At 69.6% G+C, this 13176-nt stretch carries 11 protein-coding genes; 1 reads left to right on the forward strand and 10 read right to left on the reverse strand.

Features of this window, described 5'->3' with window-relative positions; all coding sequences use genetic code 11:
- Positions 1 to 386 precede the first annotated feature (386 nt).
- On the forward strand, positions 387 to 1379 hold the full coding sequence (locus tag ACN265_RS18985; RefSeq protein WP_421408778.1) for a DUF4238 domain-containing protein: 993 nt from the start codon (positions 387 to 389) through the stop codon (positions 1377 to 1379).
- Between the two features lie 775 nt (positions 1380 to 2154).
- On the opposite strand, the gene ACN265_RS18990 is transcribed toward ACN265_RS18985, so the two are convergent.
- The 10 genes from ACN265_RS18990 to ACN265_RS19035 all read right to left on the reverse strand — a co-directional run bounded on the left by ACN265_RS18990 (position 2155) and on the right by ACN265_RS19035 (position 13072).
- Complete coding sequence (locus ACN265_RS18990; protein WP_421408779.1) at positions 2155 to 2502, reverse strand: hypothetical protein; 348 nt, start codon at positions 2500 to 2502, stop codon at positions 2155 to 2157.
- A gap of 174 nt (positions 2503 to 2676) precedes the next feature.
- The gene (locus ACN265_RS18995) at positions 2677 to 3357 is read right to left on the reverse strand and encodes a hypothetical protein (protein ID WP_421408780.1); all 681 of its coding nucleotides are present in this window, start codon (positions 3355 to 3357) and stop codon (positions 2677 to 2679) included.
- 118 nt (positions 3358 to 3475) lie between these two features.
- The gene (locus ACN265_RS19000; protein ID WP_421408781.1) at positions 3476 to 4387 is read right to left on the reverse strand and encodes an endonuclease/exonuclease/phosphatase family protein; all 912 of its coding nucleotides are present in this window, start codon (positions 4385 to 4387) and stop codon (positions 3476 to 3478) included.
- Positions 4384 to 6435 (reverse strand): Helicase associated domain protein, encoded by a 2052-nt coding sequence (locus tag ACN265_RS19005; RefSeq protein WP_421408782.1) that lies wholly within the window; start codon positions 6433 to 6435, stop codon positions 4384 to 4386. The genes ACN265_RS19000 and ACN265_RS19005 overlap by 4 nt, the downstream gene beginning before the upstream one ends.
- Positions 6432 to 7556 (reverse strand): hypothetical protein, encoded by a 1125-nt coding sequence (locus tag ACN265_RS19010; protein ID WP_421408783.1) that lies wholly within the window; start codon positions 7554 to 7556, stop codon positions 6432 to 6434. Before ACN265_RS19010 ends, ACN265_RS19005 begins: the two co-directional genes overlap by 4 nt.
- A gap of 93 nt (positions 7557 to 7649) precedes the next feature.
- Positions 7650 to 8786: a class II histone deacetylase gene (locus ACN265_RS19015; protein ID WP_421408784.1), complete on the reverse strand. Its 1137-nt coding sequence runs from the start codon at positions 8784 to 8786 to the stop codon at positions 7650 to 7652.
- Between the two features lie 148 nt (positions 8787 to 8934).
- Positions 8935 to 10197 carry a histidine decarboxylase gene (locus ACN265_RS19020; RefSeq protein ID WP_421408785.1) on the reverse strand — a complete coding sequence of 421 codons (1263 nt, stop codon included), beginning with the start codon at positions 10195 to 10197 and terminating at the stop codon, positions 8935 to 8937.
- Positions 10194 to 10862 carry a hypothetical protein gene (locus ACN265_RS19025; RefSeq protein WP_421408786.1) on the reverse strand — a complete coding sequence of 223 codons (669 nt, stop codon included), beginning with the start codon at positions 10860 to 10862 and terminating at the stop codon, positions 10194 to 10196. The genes ACN265_RS19020 and ACN265_RS19025 overlap by 4 nt, the downstream gene beginning before the upstream one ends.
- A gap of 363 nt (positions 10863 to 11225) precedes the next feature.
- Positions 11226 to 12683 carry an APC family permease gene (locus tag ACN265_RS19030; RefSeq protein WP_421408787.1) on the reverse strand — a complete coding sequence of 486 codons (1458 nt, stop codon included), beginning with the start codon at positions 12681 to 12683 and terminating at the stop codon, positions 11226 to 11228.
- Positions 12680 to 13072, reverse strand: a complete 393-nt coding sequence (locus tag ACN265_RS19035; RefSeq protein ID WP_421408788.1) for a hypothetical protein — start codon at positions 13070 to 13072, stop codon at positions 12680 to 12682. The genes ACN265_RS19030 and ACN265_RS19035 overlap by 4 nt, the downstream gene beginning before the upstream one ends.
- Positions 13073 to 13176 lie beyond the last annotated feature (104 nt).

Genomic DNA, 13176 nt, shown 5'->3' on the forward strand with positions numbered 1-13176 from the left:
CGTCCAGCTCGGAGGCGACCTACTCAGCCGCCTGCTCGATTCGCGCCTGCTAGGTACACACTGACTGTATGATCGCGGCCAGCTCCCGCAGACGGGCGAGACCATCGGCCTCCATGGCCGGGTCCGCCGCGCAGGGCCTCGAACGCCGCGACGGCCTGGCTCTCCAGTTAGGTCAGCGCGTCGAGATCGAGCCCGTCCAGGCTCGGAGGGATCTGAAAGTCCACCATGGGCTCCTCAGCACGGTAGGATCTCATCCCCGACCGGTCCGTAGCCAGCATCGGCGGTACAGCCCACAGCACCGCCCGCCGCTGCGTTGCATGTCGCACAGCAGGCACCCCCACCTCGGCGCTCCGAAATCGCTGGCCAGCTGCCGTAGCCTTGAAGGCGTGGCGGGCAAAGACAAGTTGCGGCGCCGGCATCACATCGTGCCGCGGTTCTACCTTCAACGATTCGCTGACCAGCGAGGGCTACTCAGGCGCATCGTGCTCCCCGGCGACGTCCGCCACTCTGTTTCTGTCACGGATGCTACGGTGGCTAAAGACTTCTACCTCATTGAGGAGAAGGACGGAAGCCGCAGCGACCGGGTGGAGCAGCTGCTCGGCGACGTCGAGACCGAGGCCGCAGATGCGTTTCGCACGGTCGTCGACCGCCAGGTGTGGCCAATCCCGGACGACGCGCGGCTCGCCATCGCTGGTTGGGCGGCCTTCCAGATTCTCCGCACCACCGTTCAGCGGCAATCCGGTGCGGAACTCGCCGACATGCTGTTCAAGCTGCAGATGGGCGCTGGCGGCAAACCCCAGCTCCGCAGCATGCTGCGCAAGAGCCTCAACCGGGAGCCTACCGAGGCAGAGGTCGAGGAGCTCTGGACGGAGGTCAGTGACTTTGACTCCTACGCAGTCGCGCCCCATCCGAACTCCCACATCAAGACGATGCTGGAACTGATGCCCACTGCTGCGTACACGTTCTATGAGCGAGGCTGGACCCTAATCCACTGGAAACGCAAGGCCCTCGCTACGAGTGATCATCCGGTTGTCCTGGTGGCCAATCCCGATCGACCACAGTGGTCCGGCGTGGGGCTGCGGACAGCCGGTGCCATCCTCGTGCCGCTCGACCGCCGCGCTGCACTCTGGATGGAAGCGCCGAAGGCAGCCGACGAGCAACTAGCCGGGACTACAGCAATGGCCAACGTTTACAACTGGTTGATCGCCGGCCAGGCACACAAGGCCCTATTCCATCACCCTGACGACGATCCGCTTTCCGGCATCGATCTCCCACAGCCGCGCGGCAGGCTCATGGGAGGGTATGAGCAGGTCAAGGGCTTCGTCTATCCGGACGGCATGCCTCCTATCCCAACGGGCGTTGACTTCCTCCCTTCTTAACGAGCCGAATTGGCCCGCCGCCGCCCGTGCGCACGTCGGCGATTTCCGCCTCCGTCTTCGACTCGCACTCGCCGCCCTGCCGACCGTGCCCGTAGGACAGCACCCACACCGTCGCGCCCCGGCGCTGCGCGCCGCAGTAGCAGCCCACTGCTCACCGGCCCAGTTCAAGATCGCGCCGCCTACGACGCGACCCCGAGCCCGTGATCCCCTGCTGATCCCCTGGCCGTCCTCGTCCTGCACCACGTCGAAGCGACAGCTACCCAGGATGAAAATGGCTCACTGCACTGCCCCTGTCGCTCCAGTAGCGATGCAACGATCGATCCGGTGGTGGCTCTCCGCACTCAGACTGCACGGCGCGGCGCATGATGCGACGCTCAGGGCACCGGCTCGCGAACTTCATCGCGGACTACGTCGAAGCGTCGACCGACGTTACCTTCCCGCATCCAGTACATGGAGCTCCATACCCCTCCCACGCCTATGGCACCCATCCCTTCGATGCAGAGCAGCTTGTAGAGCGGGCGGATCGCCACCATCGTCAGCCAAGATTTCGACCTGACCGAGACCGCGGTGCGTGACTGGGTCAAGCAGGCCGACCTCGATGCCGGCACCCGCACCAACGGGCTGACCAGCCTTAGATGTCACCTATCGGTGCAGCAGACCCATCGGTTCCGGACGCCGCTTCCCGGGGCGCGGCTGCGCGTACCGCATCAGCGTGAACGACCCGTCGCGAACTGCTTGGCAACGCCAGTCGTGTTGTACCGGAACCGGGCCATCTCTACGGTGACTGAGTACTTTTCAGCGATGGCATCGATGTTGGCCCCGTGGCGGGCGGCAGAGATGAGCAGGTCGCCGCGAGGGCCGCTTCGATCGCTTGCAGGTAGCCGGTGCTACGTGACCGTGAGCCGGTGACGATGAGGCATTCACGGGCCTGCGCCACAACGGTCAGCATCGCCTCGTTCAGGTCGACATACCGGGCCAGCAGTTGTGGCCCGTCGCCATGGTCGCCCAGGTGGTTGTCCTGGTGGGTGAACAGCTCATCGACGCTCTTGCCGTAGATGGCGCACAGCGTCTTGCGGTGAGCGTGGCTGGTGGTGTGCCGGCCCAACTCCCAGCCGCTGACCATGGTCGGGGTAACACCGGAATGCCCACCGGTGGTGCGTTGATCGAACGCTTCGACGACCTTCTCCAGCGTCCACCCTCGCGCGAGGCGGGCACGGCGCAGGGGGGACGGCTCCTTGGGGGTTGCCTGACGACGAATGATGACTTCGACCTCCCAGTCGTCGCGGCCGAGGTGCCGCTAGTGACCGTGCACGGTCATCTCGCGGGTCGGCGAGTCGACCGTGACCTTGTCGCAGATGCTCAGCAGATCGGGATGGTTGCGCAGCCGGGTGTAGCCCTGAGGGGGATGGAACGAGCCGAGTTCGACCTTGAGCTGGTCCAGCGGCATCCCCGGGTACTGGACGACCCGCTGGATGGGGCTCGCGAACGCTTGTGGCAGGTCCTGCACATACTCGAACACCGAAGCGCCGTTGCCGGCGCGGGCCTGCTCGGCGATGTCGGCGATCCGCTGCGGTGTGTCCACCACGGCGGGCCCGAGGTCGATCACCGCGCCAAGGCGGGACACCGGGGCGGTGAGGTAGACGTACCAGCGCACCGACTGGCCGGTCAAGAAGCGGCGTCGGAACTCGTGGCGCTTCTCGCCGGCCCAGATCAGGTCGAAGTAGATCGGGTTGAGCGACATCAGCACCGGCTCACGGACATCGACTGAGGCGTCATCTTCGTCGAAGAGGCTGGGTTGGGCGCTGCTGGTGGACAGATTCATCGTCACCCCATCCATCTTGCGGCCAGCCTGGTCCTGGAGGTAGTCCAGGTCAGTCGGTGTGTCGCGAGGTCGAGCGGCGGTGCGCCCGCCCGGTGCGGCCTCCTTCCAGCGGCCATCCCGGCTGGGCCGGCAGGCCACGGGGGTGGGCAGGCGCACGTCGTGGAGGCCCGCCGAACTGATCGCGCCGTGGGCGTGACCCGCTGCTCAGGCTCCCTCGATCTGCCGTCTGCAGCTGGGGTGCAGCATCCCACCCCTGCCGCGTGCGGGATGTTAGTCATGCCTGCTCCCGCGTGTTGTGCTGCGAGATGGCGTGTATGCGCAGGGTGCAGCTGATGCGGCGGTGGTCGGAGGGCCAGGTGGTGGGGTTGTTGTCGGGTGGGATGTGGACTTGGTAGGTGCCGGGTACGACGTCGGCGGTGTCGAGGAGGGCGTGGTTGGCGAGGATGTAGTCGATGTGTAGGCCGTGGGGGCCGTTGACGGTGGGTGGCAGCGGGGTGGGGGCCTGGGGGTCGAGTTCAGCGAGGTGGTGGAAGCCGGCGCTGTTGACGCGCTGGCTGGTGGTGGTGTTCCAGGTGCCGATGAGTCGGTCGATGGCGCGGGTGTCGGCCTGCCAGGTTCCGTTGTGGTGGCGGGCTTTGTGGTCGCGGGTGCTGGCGGGGACGGTGGTCCAGTCGCGTGTCGGTAGGTGGGGGCCGGAGCTGGTGGAGTTGAGGTCGCCGGCGATCAGGGTGGGGGTGGGGCTGGTGCCGGAGGTGGCGAGGAGGCGGGCGCGGGCCAGGCGTTGTTCTCCGTCGGCGTAGGGCCAGTGTTCGGTGTAGACGTGGAGGCGGTAGGTGGGGTCGGTGCGGAGGCTGAACCGGGTGAGGTTGCGTTTGTCGGGGAAGTCGGGTTCTTCTGCGGCGTCGAGGCGGAGGACGCGGGGGTCGTAGATGACTGCGGTAGCGAGTGCTCCGGTGTGTAGTTCGCCGACGTAGGGGCGGCCGGTGACGTCGGTGAGGTGTGCCATGGCGGTGTGTAGTGGTCGTCTGCCCCGGGCGTTCCAGAACTTCGCCTCGCAGAGCATCAGCAGGTCGGGGTGGGGTCCGTCGAGGAAGGCGTGGGCCAGGGGGACGAAGTTGTAGGTGCCGTCGGGTTGGAGTCCGCCGGCTTCGAAGTTGAACAGGGACAGGTTCAGGTCCACGCTCATCGGGTGCTCCCGGGTGCGGTGTCTCGGGTGGTGACCGGTGATGCTGGAGGTGTCACCGGCTTGTTCCTGCTTACGGAGTGCGTCCAGGGGAAGCCCAGGGCGTCGAGGGCGTCGATGCGGTCGCGGGGGACGAGGTCGCGTTTGCGTTGGTGGCGCAGGTTGTGGGCGATGATTCCGAGGTTGATGTCGCCTTCGCGGTGGTGGCGGGATACCCGCAGGTGTCCCTCCCGGGTGTGGAAGGCGGTGAACGCGGCGAGGTGTCGTTGCCAGCGGGCGTCGAAGACCCGCCAGGTGATGCCGCACTGTTCCAGGGCGAGGACCTGGTCGGGGGTCAGCTCGCCGCGCCGGTAGCGGCCTCGGCAGTTGTGGATGAAACCACCGAGGTCGATGTCGTCTTCCCGGTGGTAGCGAGGCACGTCCAGGTGGCCTTCGCGGTGTTGGTAGGCGCGGGCGGCGGTGATGCCGGCTGTCCAGCTTTCGGTGGGGTGGGTGGGTGCCCTGCCGATGGTGGCGTGGTCGAGGATGCGGATGGTGATGTCCCGCAGGAGGGTGTCGGTGAGGTACCCGTCGGGCATGCGTAGGAGGACCCGTTCGGGGAGTTGTGGTTGTCGGCTGCCGGTGCTGGTGCGGGCGTGGCGGCGGCGGGTGTCGAGGTCGGCGGCGAGGGTGTCGTCGTGGGCGCGCATCGCCCACAGCACCTGCAGGGCGGCCATCCACTCGTCGTCGGCATGCGGTAGCCGGGTGGGGTCGTCGGGCAGCAGCAGGGGAACGAGGATGGTGGCGATGCCGCTGCCGTGGGGGTTGCGGCGTAGGGCTCGTCCGACGGTTTGGACGACCTGGACGGTGGAGCGCATGGGTCGGGTGAGGACGACGGCGTCGACGGCGGGGACGTCGATGCCTTCGGTGAGGGCGCGGGCGGAGGAGATGACGGTCCATCCGTCGTCGGGGGGTTCGGCGAGGCGGTCGAGGTGGATCTGTCGTTGCCGCAGGTTCTGTCGGCCGTCGACGTGGCCGGTGGTGAGCCGGCCCTTGGGCTGTTGTGTGGTGGGGAGGCGGGAGGCGGTCCGTGCGAGTGTGGAGGCGAATTCCTTGCTGTCGGCCACGCGGGGGGTGAAGGCGAGTACCCGGCGTAGTCCGAACTCGGCGGCGGCGCGCAGCAGGGCGGTCTGTACGACGGCGGTGCGGAGTGGGGCGTCGCCGATGGCGGTGACCCGATCGTCGTCGGTGCTCTGGAGGACCCGTAGGGCGTCGTGGGTTTGGACGCCGACGACGACGATGCGGAAGTCGTCGAGCCAGCCGTCGGTGATGGCCTGGCCGAACGGGTATCGGTGCCACACGGGTCCGAACACGCTCGGGTCGTCCATCGACAGCACCTCGTGTGACTGTCCCTTGCTGCGGCGGGCGGTGATGATGCGGGGTGTCGCGGTCATGTTCACCCGTGCCCTCGCCGGGAGGCGGGTGTCGTCGTGGACGCGGGCGAACGTCTTGCCGACGAGACCGGCGGTGCGGTGTGCTTCGTCGATGATCAGTAGGTCGGCGGTCATACCGGCGGCCAGGAGTGCGGCGCCGACGCGGTCGGCGGAGTTGTTGGTCACCGCGAGCAGCCGCATCCGCCCGTGCGGGGCGTGGTGTAGCCATGCGGTGATCTCGTCGGTGTCGGCCAGCACCGGGCAGTTCATCGTGTCGGTGTGGCCGGCGACGTCGGCGACGGAGTCGTCGCTGCACACCGCCGCCGTGTGGACGCCGAGGGGACGCCACACGCGCAGGGTCTGACCGACCAGCGCCAGCGACGGGCACACGATCACCACCAGACCCTGCGGGCAGCACCGCACTGCCGCGTGTGCGGCGATCAGTGTCTTTCCGGTTCCGCAGGCGGCGATGACCTGTCCCCTGCCGTCGCGGGCGGCACCCTCGACGATCGCTTCGACTGCCTCCTGTTGATATCCGCGCAGCGGCGGCAACGCGTCCGTAGGCAGGGATCGCCGGTCGGTGGCGTCGGGTCGGTGTCCGCCGGCGTTGCCGTGTGCGGCCGTGTGCGGGGCCGTCATGGCTGCGCCACTGGGGTGGGAAGGTTCACTGCTGCTCCTGGGCTGCTGTCGGGGTGGGTGGTGTGGTGGTGCCGCAGCCGGTCGAGGTGTTCGGTCATGCGGGCGGTGGCGGGATGCCCGGGGTGGGCGTGGCGGTGGCGGTCGATGGTGTCGGTGAGGAGGGTGTGGGCGGCGTGGTGGTGGCCCAGGTCGTGCAGGACGAGGGCGGTGGTGGCCCGGACGGCGAGGGTGGGGTGCGCGTCAGGTCCGGCGGTGGCGGCCAGGTGATCGGCGAGTTCCCGCAGGAGTTGGTAGGCGCGCTGGTGGTGGCCTGCCTGGCGGTGGGCGGTGGCGAGGGTGTGCGCGGCGGCGAGGGTGTCCGGGTGGGTGGGGCCGTGGAGGTGGGTGAGGCTGCGGTGGGCGTAGTCGGCCCAGCGGATCGCTGCCTCGCCTTGTAGGAGCGGGGCGAGCAGATGTGCGGCGTCGGCGTGAGCAGTTTCGGTGGCGGTGGTGGTGGGGTCGATGCTGGCGAGGATGTTCCGCAGGATGGTGCGGGCACGCTGCGGGTGGGTGCCGGTGAGCTTGCGGGCCAGGTCGAGGTGTCCGAGCGGAACCGGTTGGGGTGGGCGGGTGGTGGGCCAGGTGATGCGCAGGTCGGTGGGGTGGATGCCGGCGGTGATGCGGGTGATCAGCCGGTGGGCGTGGCCGGCGGCGATACTCGCCGCCCTGGGGTGGGTGAGGGCGGGTACGAGGTGCGCGGCGTGCCGTAGGACCACCAGGCCGACGGCGTTGGCGACTGCTGTCGCGTTGAGTACGGGTCGGCGGCAGGGTGGTGGGCAGTCGTAGACGAGGCCGGCCCAGGTGAAGACCGCCGTCATGGGGTGTCGGCAGAACCGGCAGTGCAGCAGCCCGTCGGGCAGCAGGACCGGGTCGACGTCGCTGCTGGTAGGCGGTGTGGTGGGTGGTGTTGCGGTGGCGTGGGTGCGGGCTTTGGTGACCCAGGTTTGCAGGAGGCGGCGGTCGAGGTGGAGTTCCCGGGCGACGGCGCTGATCGGGCCGCGTCGTCCGGCGGCGCGGGCGGCTTCGACCTGGTGTATGGCGTTGGTGATGACGTCGGAGGTGTAGGTGCGGCGCGTGGCCATCAGGAAGGTCGGTCCCTCGGCAAGACGAACGGGCAGGGAAGCAAACAGGGCGTTGGCGGGCCGGCTATAGCGATCACCAGGCCGGGCCGGTGGTCAGGGCGTGGGCGCGGTGGCGGGCGTGGTGATGTGGGGCACGAGTGCGGCGGCGGCGTCGATGACGTCCTGCTGGTGAGGGCGCAGAGGTTCGGCCGTGTAGCCGGCGACGACCGTGGTGTAGGGGTCGGCGACCCGGGTGGTGGTGCCGGTGAGTCCTTCGAGGACGGCGAGGGTGCAGTAGGGGGTGTAGAAAGGGCTGTATCCGCCTTCGTGGGCGGCGATGAGTCGTCCGTGGCATAGCCGGTCGGCGGCGTCGACGAGCAGGCGGGTCATGGCGCGGTAGGTGGTGGTGGTGAGCATCTGTCGGGCCATGGGGTCGAAGACGTTGGCGTCGACGCCGTTGGCGAGCAGGATCAGGTCGGGGCGGAAGCGGTCGAGGGCGGGGATGACGACCTGCCGCATGGCGTGGAGGTAGGCGGCGTGGCCGCTGCCAGGCGGTAGGGGCACGTTGAGGGCGTGTCCGGTGCCGTCGGCGATGCCGTTTTCGTGGGTCCATCCAGAGTCGGGTGGGAAGCAGTTGGCCTGGTGCAGGGAGATGGTCAGGACGGTGGGGTCGGGGTAGAAGATGGTTTGGGTGCCGTTGCCGTGGTGGGCGTCCCAGTCGACGATCGCGATGCGGGTCATGCCGTGGAGGGTTTGGGCGTGGCGGGCGGCGATGGCGAGGCTGTTGAACAGGCAGAAGCCCATACCGATGTCGGCGGTGGCGTGGTGTCCGGGTGGGCGGGTCAGGGCGTACCCGTTGGTGATGTCGCCGTCGGCGGCGGCGGTGACGAGGGCGATCAGGCCGCCGGCGGCGAGGCGGGCGATGTCGTAGCTGCCGTGCCCGACCGGGGAGAACCCGTCCCCGGCGTCCCCTCCCCCACGCAGGTCGCTCTGCGCGCGAATGTGTTGCACGTGTGCGGGGGTGTGCACGCGGAGCAGTTCGGTCATGGTGGCGCGCCGGGGCTCGATGATCAGCAACTCACGCAGGAGCCCGGAGGCGTGGATCAGTTCGTGGGTGCGGCGTTTCGCCTCCGGGTTCTCGATGTGCGCGGCGGGCTGCACCCCGGCGGTCGGGTCGGCGGGTAGCAGGCCGGCGCTGGTGCCGGTGTCGTGCCACAGGTATTCGGGGTGGAAGACATAGCCGGTGGTCACAGTGATCGCCTCGCAAAGGGGATTGGCAGACAGGGTTCGGGCAGCGGTGAGCAGGTGCGCCGCGACGCGGAAAGCCGGGGTCGGGAAGCCGGGACGCGGGAAGCCGAGGGGCTCGGCGAAGCCAGAGCGGCGGGGTGGCAAGCAGCGGTCAGGGAGTGCCGATACCGGCGACGGGTGGAGATGCTCGCCGGGGATGGGGGATCGACCTCGGCGGGTGTGGGTGACCCGGGTCGGGGCTGCTGGCCGGCGCGGTGGTGTCGGTGAGGTCGGTGACGAAGGCGTCGATCTGGCCCTGGGTGACGCCGGGCATGCAGATGAGGTGGCTGATGTCCGCGTCGGTGGCGAGCAACCACTTCGTCCGCACTGCGGCGGGTGGGGTGGGCAGGACGACGGTGAAGGCATGGGGGTGCCGCCAGGCGGGCCAGCCGGCGGCGGTGAGCCGGTCGACGGTGTATGCGGCGAGGCGGCGTGCTTCGCTGACCCGCCATCGGTGTCCTTCCCGGCCGTGGGTGGCGATGGCGTGCCAGAGCAGGGCGGCGGCCAGTCCGCATCGTGATCCGGTCACGGTGGAGTCGAGCGTTGCGGTGTAGGTGACCGGGGCGCCTTCGCGGCGGAGGCTGTCGCGGATGAGGACCACCCCGCACGGTGTCGGTACCCCGAGGAACTTGTGCCCGGACACGGTGATGCTGCCGATGCCGCTGTCGTCGTCCAGGCGGAGTCGCCCGTCGAGGGCGAGGGGGATGCCGGACAGGGCGGCGTCGACGTGCACGTGCCGGCCTGGCACGTCATGTTCGTCGAGGATGGTGTGGATGCGGGTGGTGTCGTCGACGGCTTCAGTCATGGTGGTGCCGGCGGTGGCCACGACGATCGCCGGCCACCGCCGGTGTCGGCGTACCCGCACGGCGAGGTGGTCGTAGTCCATCTCCCCGTCCGCGCCGGCGTTGACCACTACGCCGCGTGCTCCGAGCATGTCGACGATTTTCGGGATGGAGTAGTGGGCGGTGGTGGAGTAGTAGATGCGGGCGTTGGGGAGGCGGCGGCGGGCGGCGTGCAGGGCGGAGAGGTTGCCTTCGGTGCCGCCGGTGGTGACGTATCCCCATCGGTCGTCGGTGGGCATGTGGAGGGTGTCGGCGAGCCAGGCGATGACGGCTTGTTCGAGGATGCGGGTGTGTGGGGTGCCGCCGGTGTCGGTGGGGTCGCCGATGTTGTTCCACAGGCGGTGGCCGAGGCGGGCCATCACCTCACGGTGGTCCAGGTCGACTGCGCCGGGGAAGCCGATGCTCGTTGGTGCGGCTGTGTCTGCCTCGGCGACGAGGTGGTCCAGGACGGCGGTGATGTCGACCGGGGTGCGGCCGAGGTCTGCGGCTTCGGCGAGGTCGCGTAGACGAGCGGGCGTGGGGGTGTGGGTCATGCCGGTCGTCCCGGGAGAAGGTGCCCGGCGAGGGTGTGGTGTAGGCGGGTGAGCTGCGTCCAGGTGTCACGGGTGACGGTGTCGCCTTGGTCGGTGAGGTGTTCGTGGGGGTTGTGGTAGGTGATGCGGTCGGGGTCGAGGGGTTTGGTGCTGCGGACGCCGTCGGCGCCGATCGGGGCGTGGGGGTCGCGGTCGATGTGCAGGGCGGTGCCGTCGGTGAGTAGGACGAAGCACTGGCCTTTGAGGTCGAAAACGGAGCGGCGGCGGTGGTCGTCGGGCTGGCGTAGGGTTCGGGCGAGTTGCTGCCAGCGGCCCTGGTCGGAGTCGAGGGTGGTCACCCCGACACCGACGTAGACGGCGCCTTCGGGCAGGGTCATGTCGCCGCCGTTGACCATCGAGCCCTGCGGCCCCAACGGGTGCCACGGGCGGCCCGTTGCCCCGGCGCGGGTGATGCTGTCCCCGACGACGTCGGTGAGGTCGGCCAGGAGGCGGGGTAGGTGCTGGGATTCCGGGGAGGCCAGCCACAGCCGGTAGGCGGTGTGGAGTTGGTAGCCGTGGGGTTGGGCGGGGGCTTCGGAGACGAAGAACAGCATCACTCCGTGTGGGCCGAGTGCGTCCCGCTGCCCGTAGCGTTGGTCGGCTTCGAACATGTGCCCGGTGTTCAACCGTTTTCCTCGGAACACCACCTGCTGCCGTAGGTCGGCCCACCACCGGGCGTCGGTCGACACCCTGCTGTCGGGCTCTTCAGACTGTGGGGGTGGTGACGGGGTGTGCTGGGGTGGGGCCGGGTGGACGGGGACGTCACGGCGGTGTGGTCGTTCGTCGGGCATGCGGTAGTCCGGCGGAGGCTGGATCAGGCGGGGACCTGGTGGGGGTTGGTGGTCTGCTGGGCGGCGGGGGCCCGGTGGTGGCGTCGGTCGTGGGGGTTCGGGTCGCCAGGCCGGGTCCAGGGGGTCACTGCTGCGGTGCCCCGGTGCTGCTGGTGTGTGGGTGGTGTAGGTCTTCATGGTCGGGTTGTTCCTCGGGGTTCAGATGGAGATGTGCAGGGCGTCGGGAACGGCGTGGGTCTTCGGGGTGCCGTGGCCGATGCCGGCGTAGATGTCGGGTCGGGTGCGGCGCAGGTGTGCGGCCCATATGCCGCCTGTGGTGGCGGTGGCGGTGAGGATCGCCGGGAGCAGCAGCGGATACGGCGACCCGGGTGCGGCTGCGAGGAGGGAGCCGACGTTGCCGACCATCGCGACCAGGACCACGGACCCGCCGAGCATCCCCAGCAGGGGTGCGACCTTCCACTGCCAGATTCCGGGCCGTTGACCTCGCACGGCGGGTGGGGCGGCCAGTGCGGCGATGGAGGCGGCGAGGAGGAGGCAGAGCAGGCCGAGTGCGCCGAGGGTGGACAGCCAGGTGAACATCACCGTGACCGGATCCGTCCCGGTGACGGCGAACGCGGCGACGACGAGTGCTGCCGTCGCGGTTTGGGTGAGGGAGCCGCGGCGTGGGGCGCTGATCCGGGTCGTGCTGTCGGTGCGGGCGAGACGGGTGGGGAGGACGCCTTCGCGGGCCATGGCGAACACGTAGCGGGCGATGACGTTGTGGAACGCCAGCATCGAGGTGACGATCGCGAACACCAGCACCACCCCGGCGACGCCCACCCACGCGTGGCCGGCGGGTTCGAGGATCGTGAAGGGTAGGCCGGAGGACGGGTCGGCGGCGCGGGCGGCGATGGTGTGGGGGCCTGCGGCGACGCCCATCGCCCATGCGGCGGCGGCGTACACGCCGCCCAGGACCAGGACCGCGGTGATGGTGGCGCGGCTGACAGACCGGCGGTCGACGGCTTCCTCGACGAACGAGCCGGGTGCGTCGACACCCATGAACGCGGCCACGCACAACGCCACCGCCCCTCCGATCCCCCCGACCGCCAGGCCGGAGGCGTCGAATCCCTCCCACGACACGGTCCCGCCGGCGGGTGTACCGAGGCCGGCGGCGACGAACAGGCCGACGATCAGCAGGGACACCGTGAGGACCCCGCCGAGGACCCAGGTGGACAGGGCGATCGCCCGTACCCCGAGCGCGCCGACGACGGCCCAGGCGATGCCGGCCCACACCCACCAGGTGCCGCCGAGCTGGCCGGCGAGGGTCGCCCCGAACAGGCCGTACAGGCTGGTCTGGATCGCCGTGTACGCGACCAGGGCGACCAGGCCGGCGGCGACACCCCAGCTGCGGTTGATGCCGTGGGCGAGGATGCCGTAGTAGACGGCCGGGTGACCGACCTGCCGGGCGAGTGCGGTGTAGCCGACCATCAGTACCGCCACCACTGCGGTGACCAGGAGGAAGGTGAGGGGTAGTGCGGTCACCCTTGTCGTGGCGTAGGTGGTGACCAGGCCACCGGCGAGGACCACCATCGGTGCGGACGCGGCAGCGCCGAAGATCGACAGGCCGGTCGGGGTCATCGTCCGGCGGGCGAGCGCCACCTGCTCGTGGATGCTCATCGCTTCCCCCGCTGCGGGGCGTCCGGGCAGGACGGCTTGCGGCAGCCGCGGACCGGGTGGGTGGTGACGTCGGCGGCGTGGACCGGCACCAGGTATACCGCCGTGGGTCGTACCGGGCCGGTGCGCCAGTAGCTGCGGTCGCGGTCGAGTCGCCGCAACGCCACGTCGGCGCGGGGGGTGAACCCGAACAGGTCGTGCGTGCCGTCGGGCCATTCCCGGCGGAGCGCGTACCCCCACAGGTGCACCTGGGGTTCGGTGCCGGCGTCGTCCGCGCTGGCGGGGGTGGTGGGGCGGGTGCGGGTGGGGGTCAGCCAGGGCGGCAACCACCAGCCCGCCGTACGCCTGCGCGGCGGAACCATGACCAGCGGACGGTCGACAATGGTCAACATGAGGTAAGCCCTCCTTCGAGAAAACGGGTGCACGGGGGTGACTGGCGGGCCGCACGGCCTCCGCCAGCTGCTGATCGGGATAGCGCCCTACCGGGCGCGGTCAG

Source organism: Micromonospora sp. WMMD730, from assembly GCF_049178955.1.
Taxonomy (GTDB): Bacteria; Actinomycetota; Actinomycetes; order Mycobacteriales; family Micromonosporaceae; genus Micromonospora; species Micromonospora wenchangensis.

Excerpts from the sequence above, each read along its gene's own strand:
- ACN265_RS18990 (WP_421408779.1), bottom strand. The coding sequence starts at position 2,502 with ATGGTCAGCGGCTGGGAGTTGGGCCGGCACACCACCAGCCACGCTCAC.
- ACN265_RS19000 (WP_421408781.1), bottom strand. The coding sequence starts at position 4,387 with ATGAGCGTGGACCTGAACCTGTCCCTGTTCAACTTCGAAGCCGGCGGA.
- ACN265_RS19005 (WP_421408782.1), bottom strand. The coding sequence starts at position 6,435 with ATGACGGCCCCGCACACGGCCGCACACGGCAACGCCGGCGGACACCGA.
- ACN265_RS19010 (WP_421408783.1), bottom strand. The coding sequence starts at position 7,556 with ATGGCCACGCGCCGCACCTACACCTCCGACGTCATCACCAACGCCATA.
- ACN265_RS19020 (WP_421408785.1), bottom strand. The coding sequence starts at position 10,197 with ATGACCCACACCCCCACGCCCGCTCGTCTACGCGACCTCGCCGAAGCC.
- ACN265_RS19030 (WP_421408787.1), bottom strand. The coding sequence starts at position 12,683 with ATGAGCATCCACGAGCAGGTGGCGCTCGCCCGCCGGACGATGACCCCG.
- ACN265_RS19035 (WP_421408788.1), bottom strand. The coding sequence starts at position 13,072 with ATGTTGACCATTGTCGACCGTCCGCTGGTCATGGTTCCGCCGCGCAGG.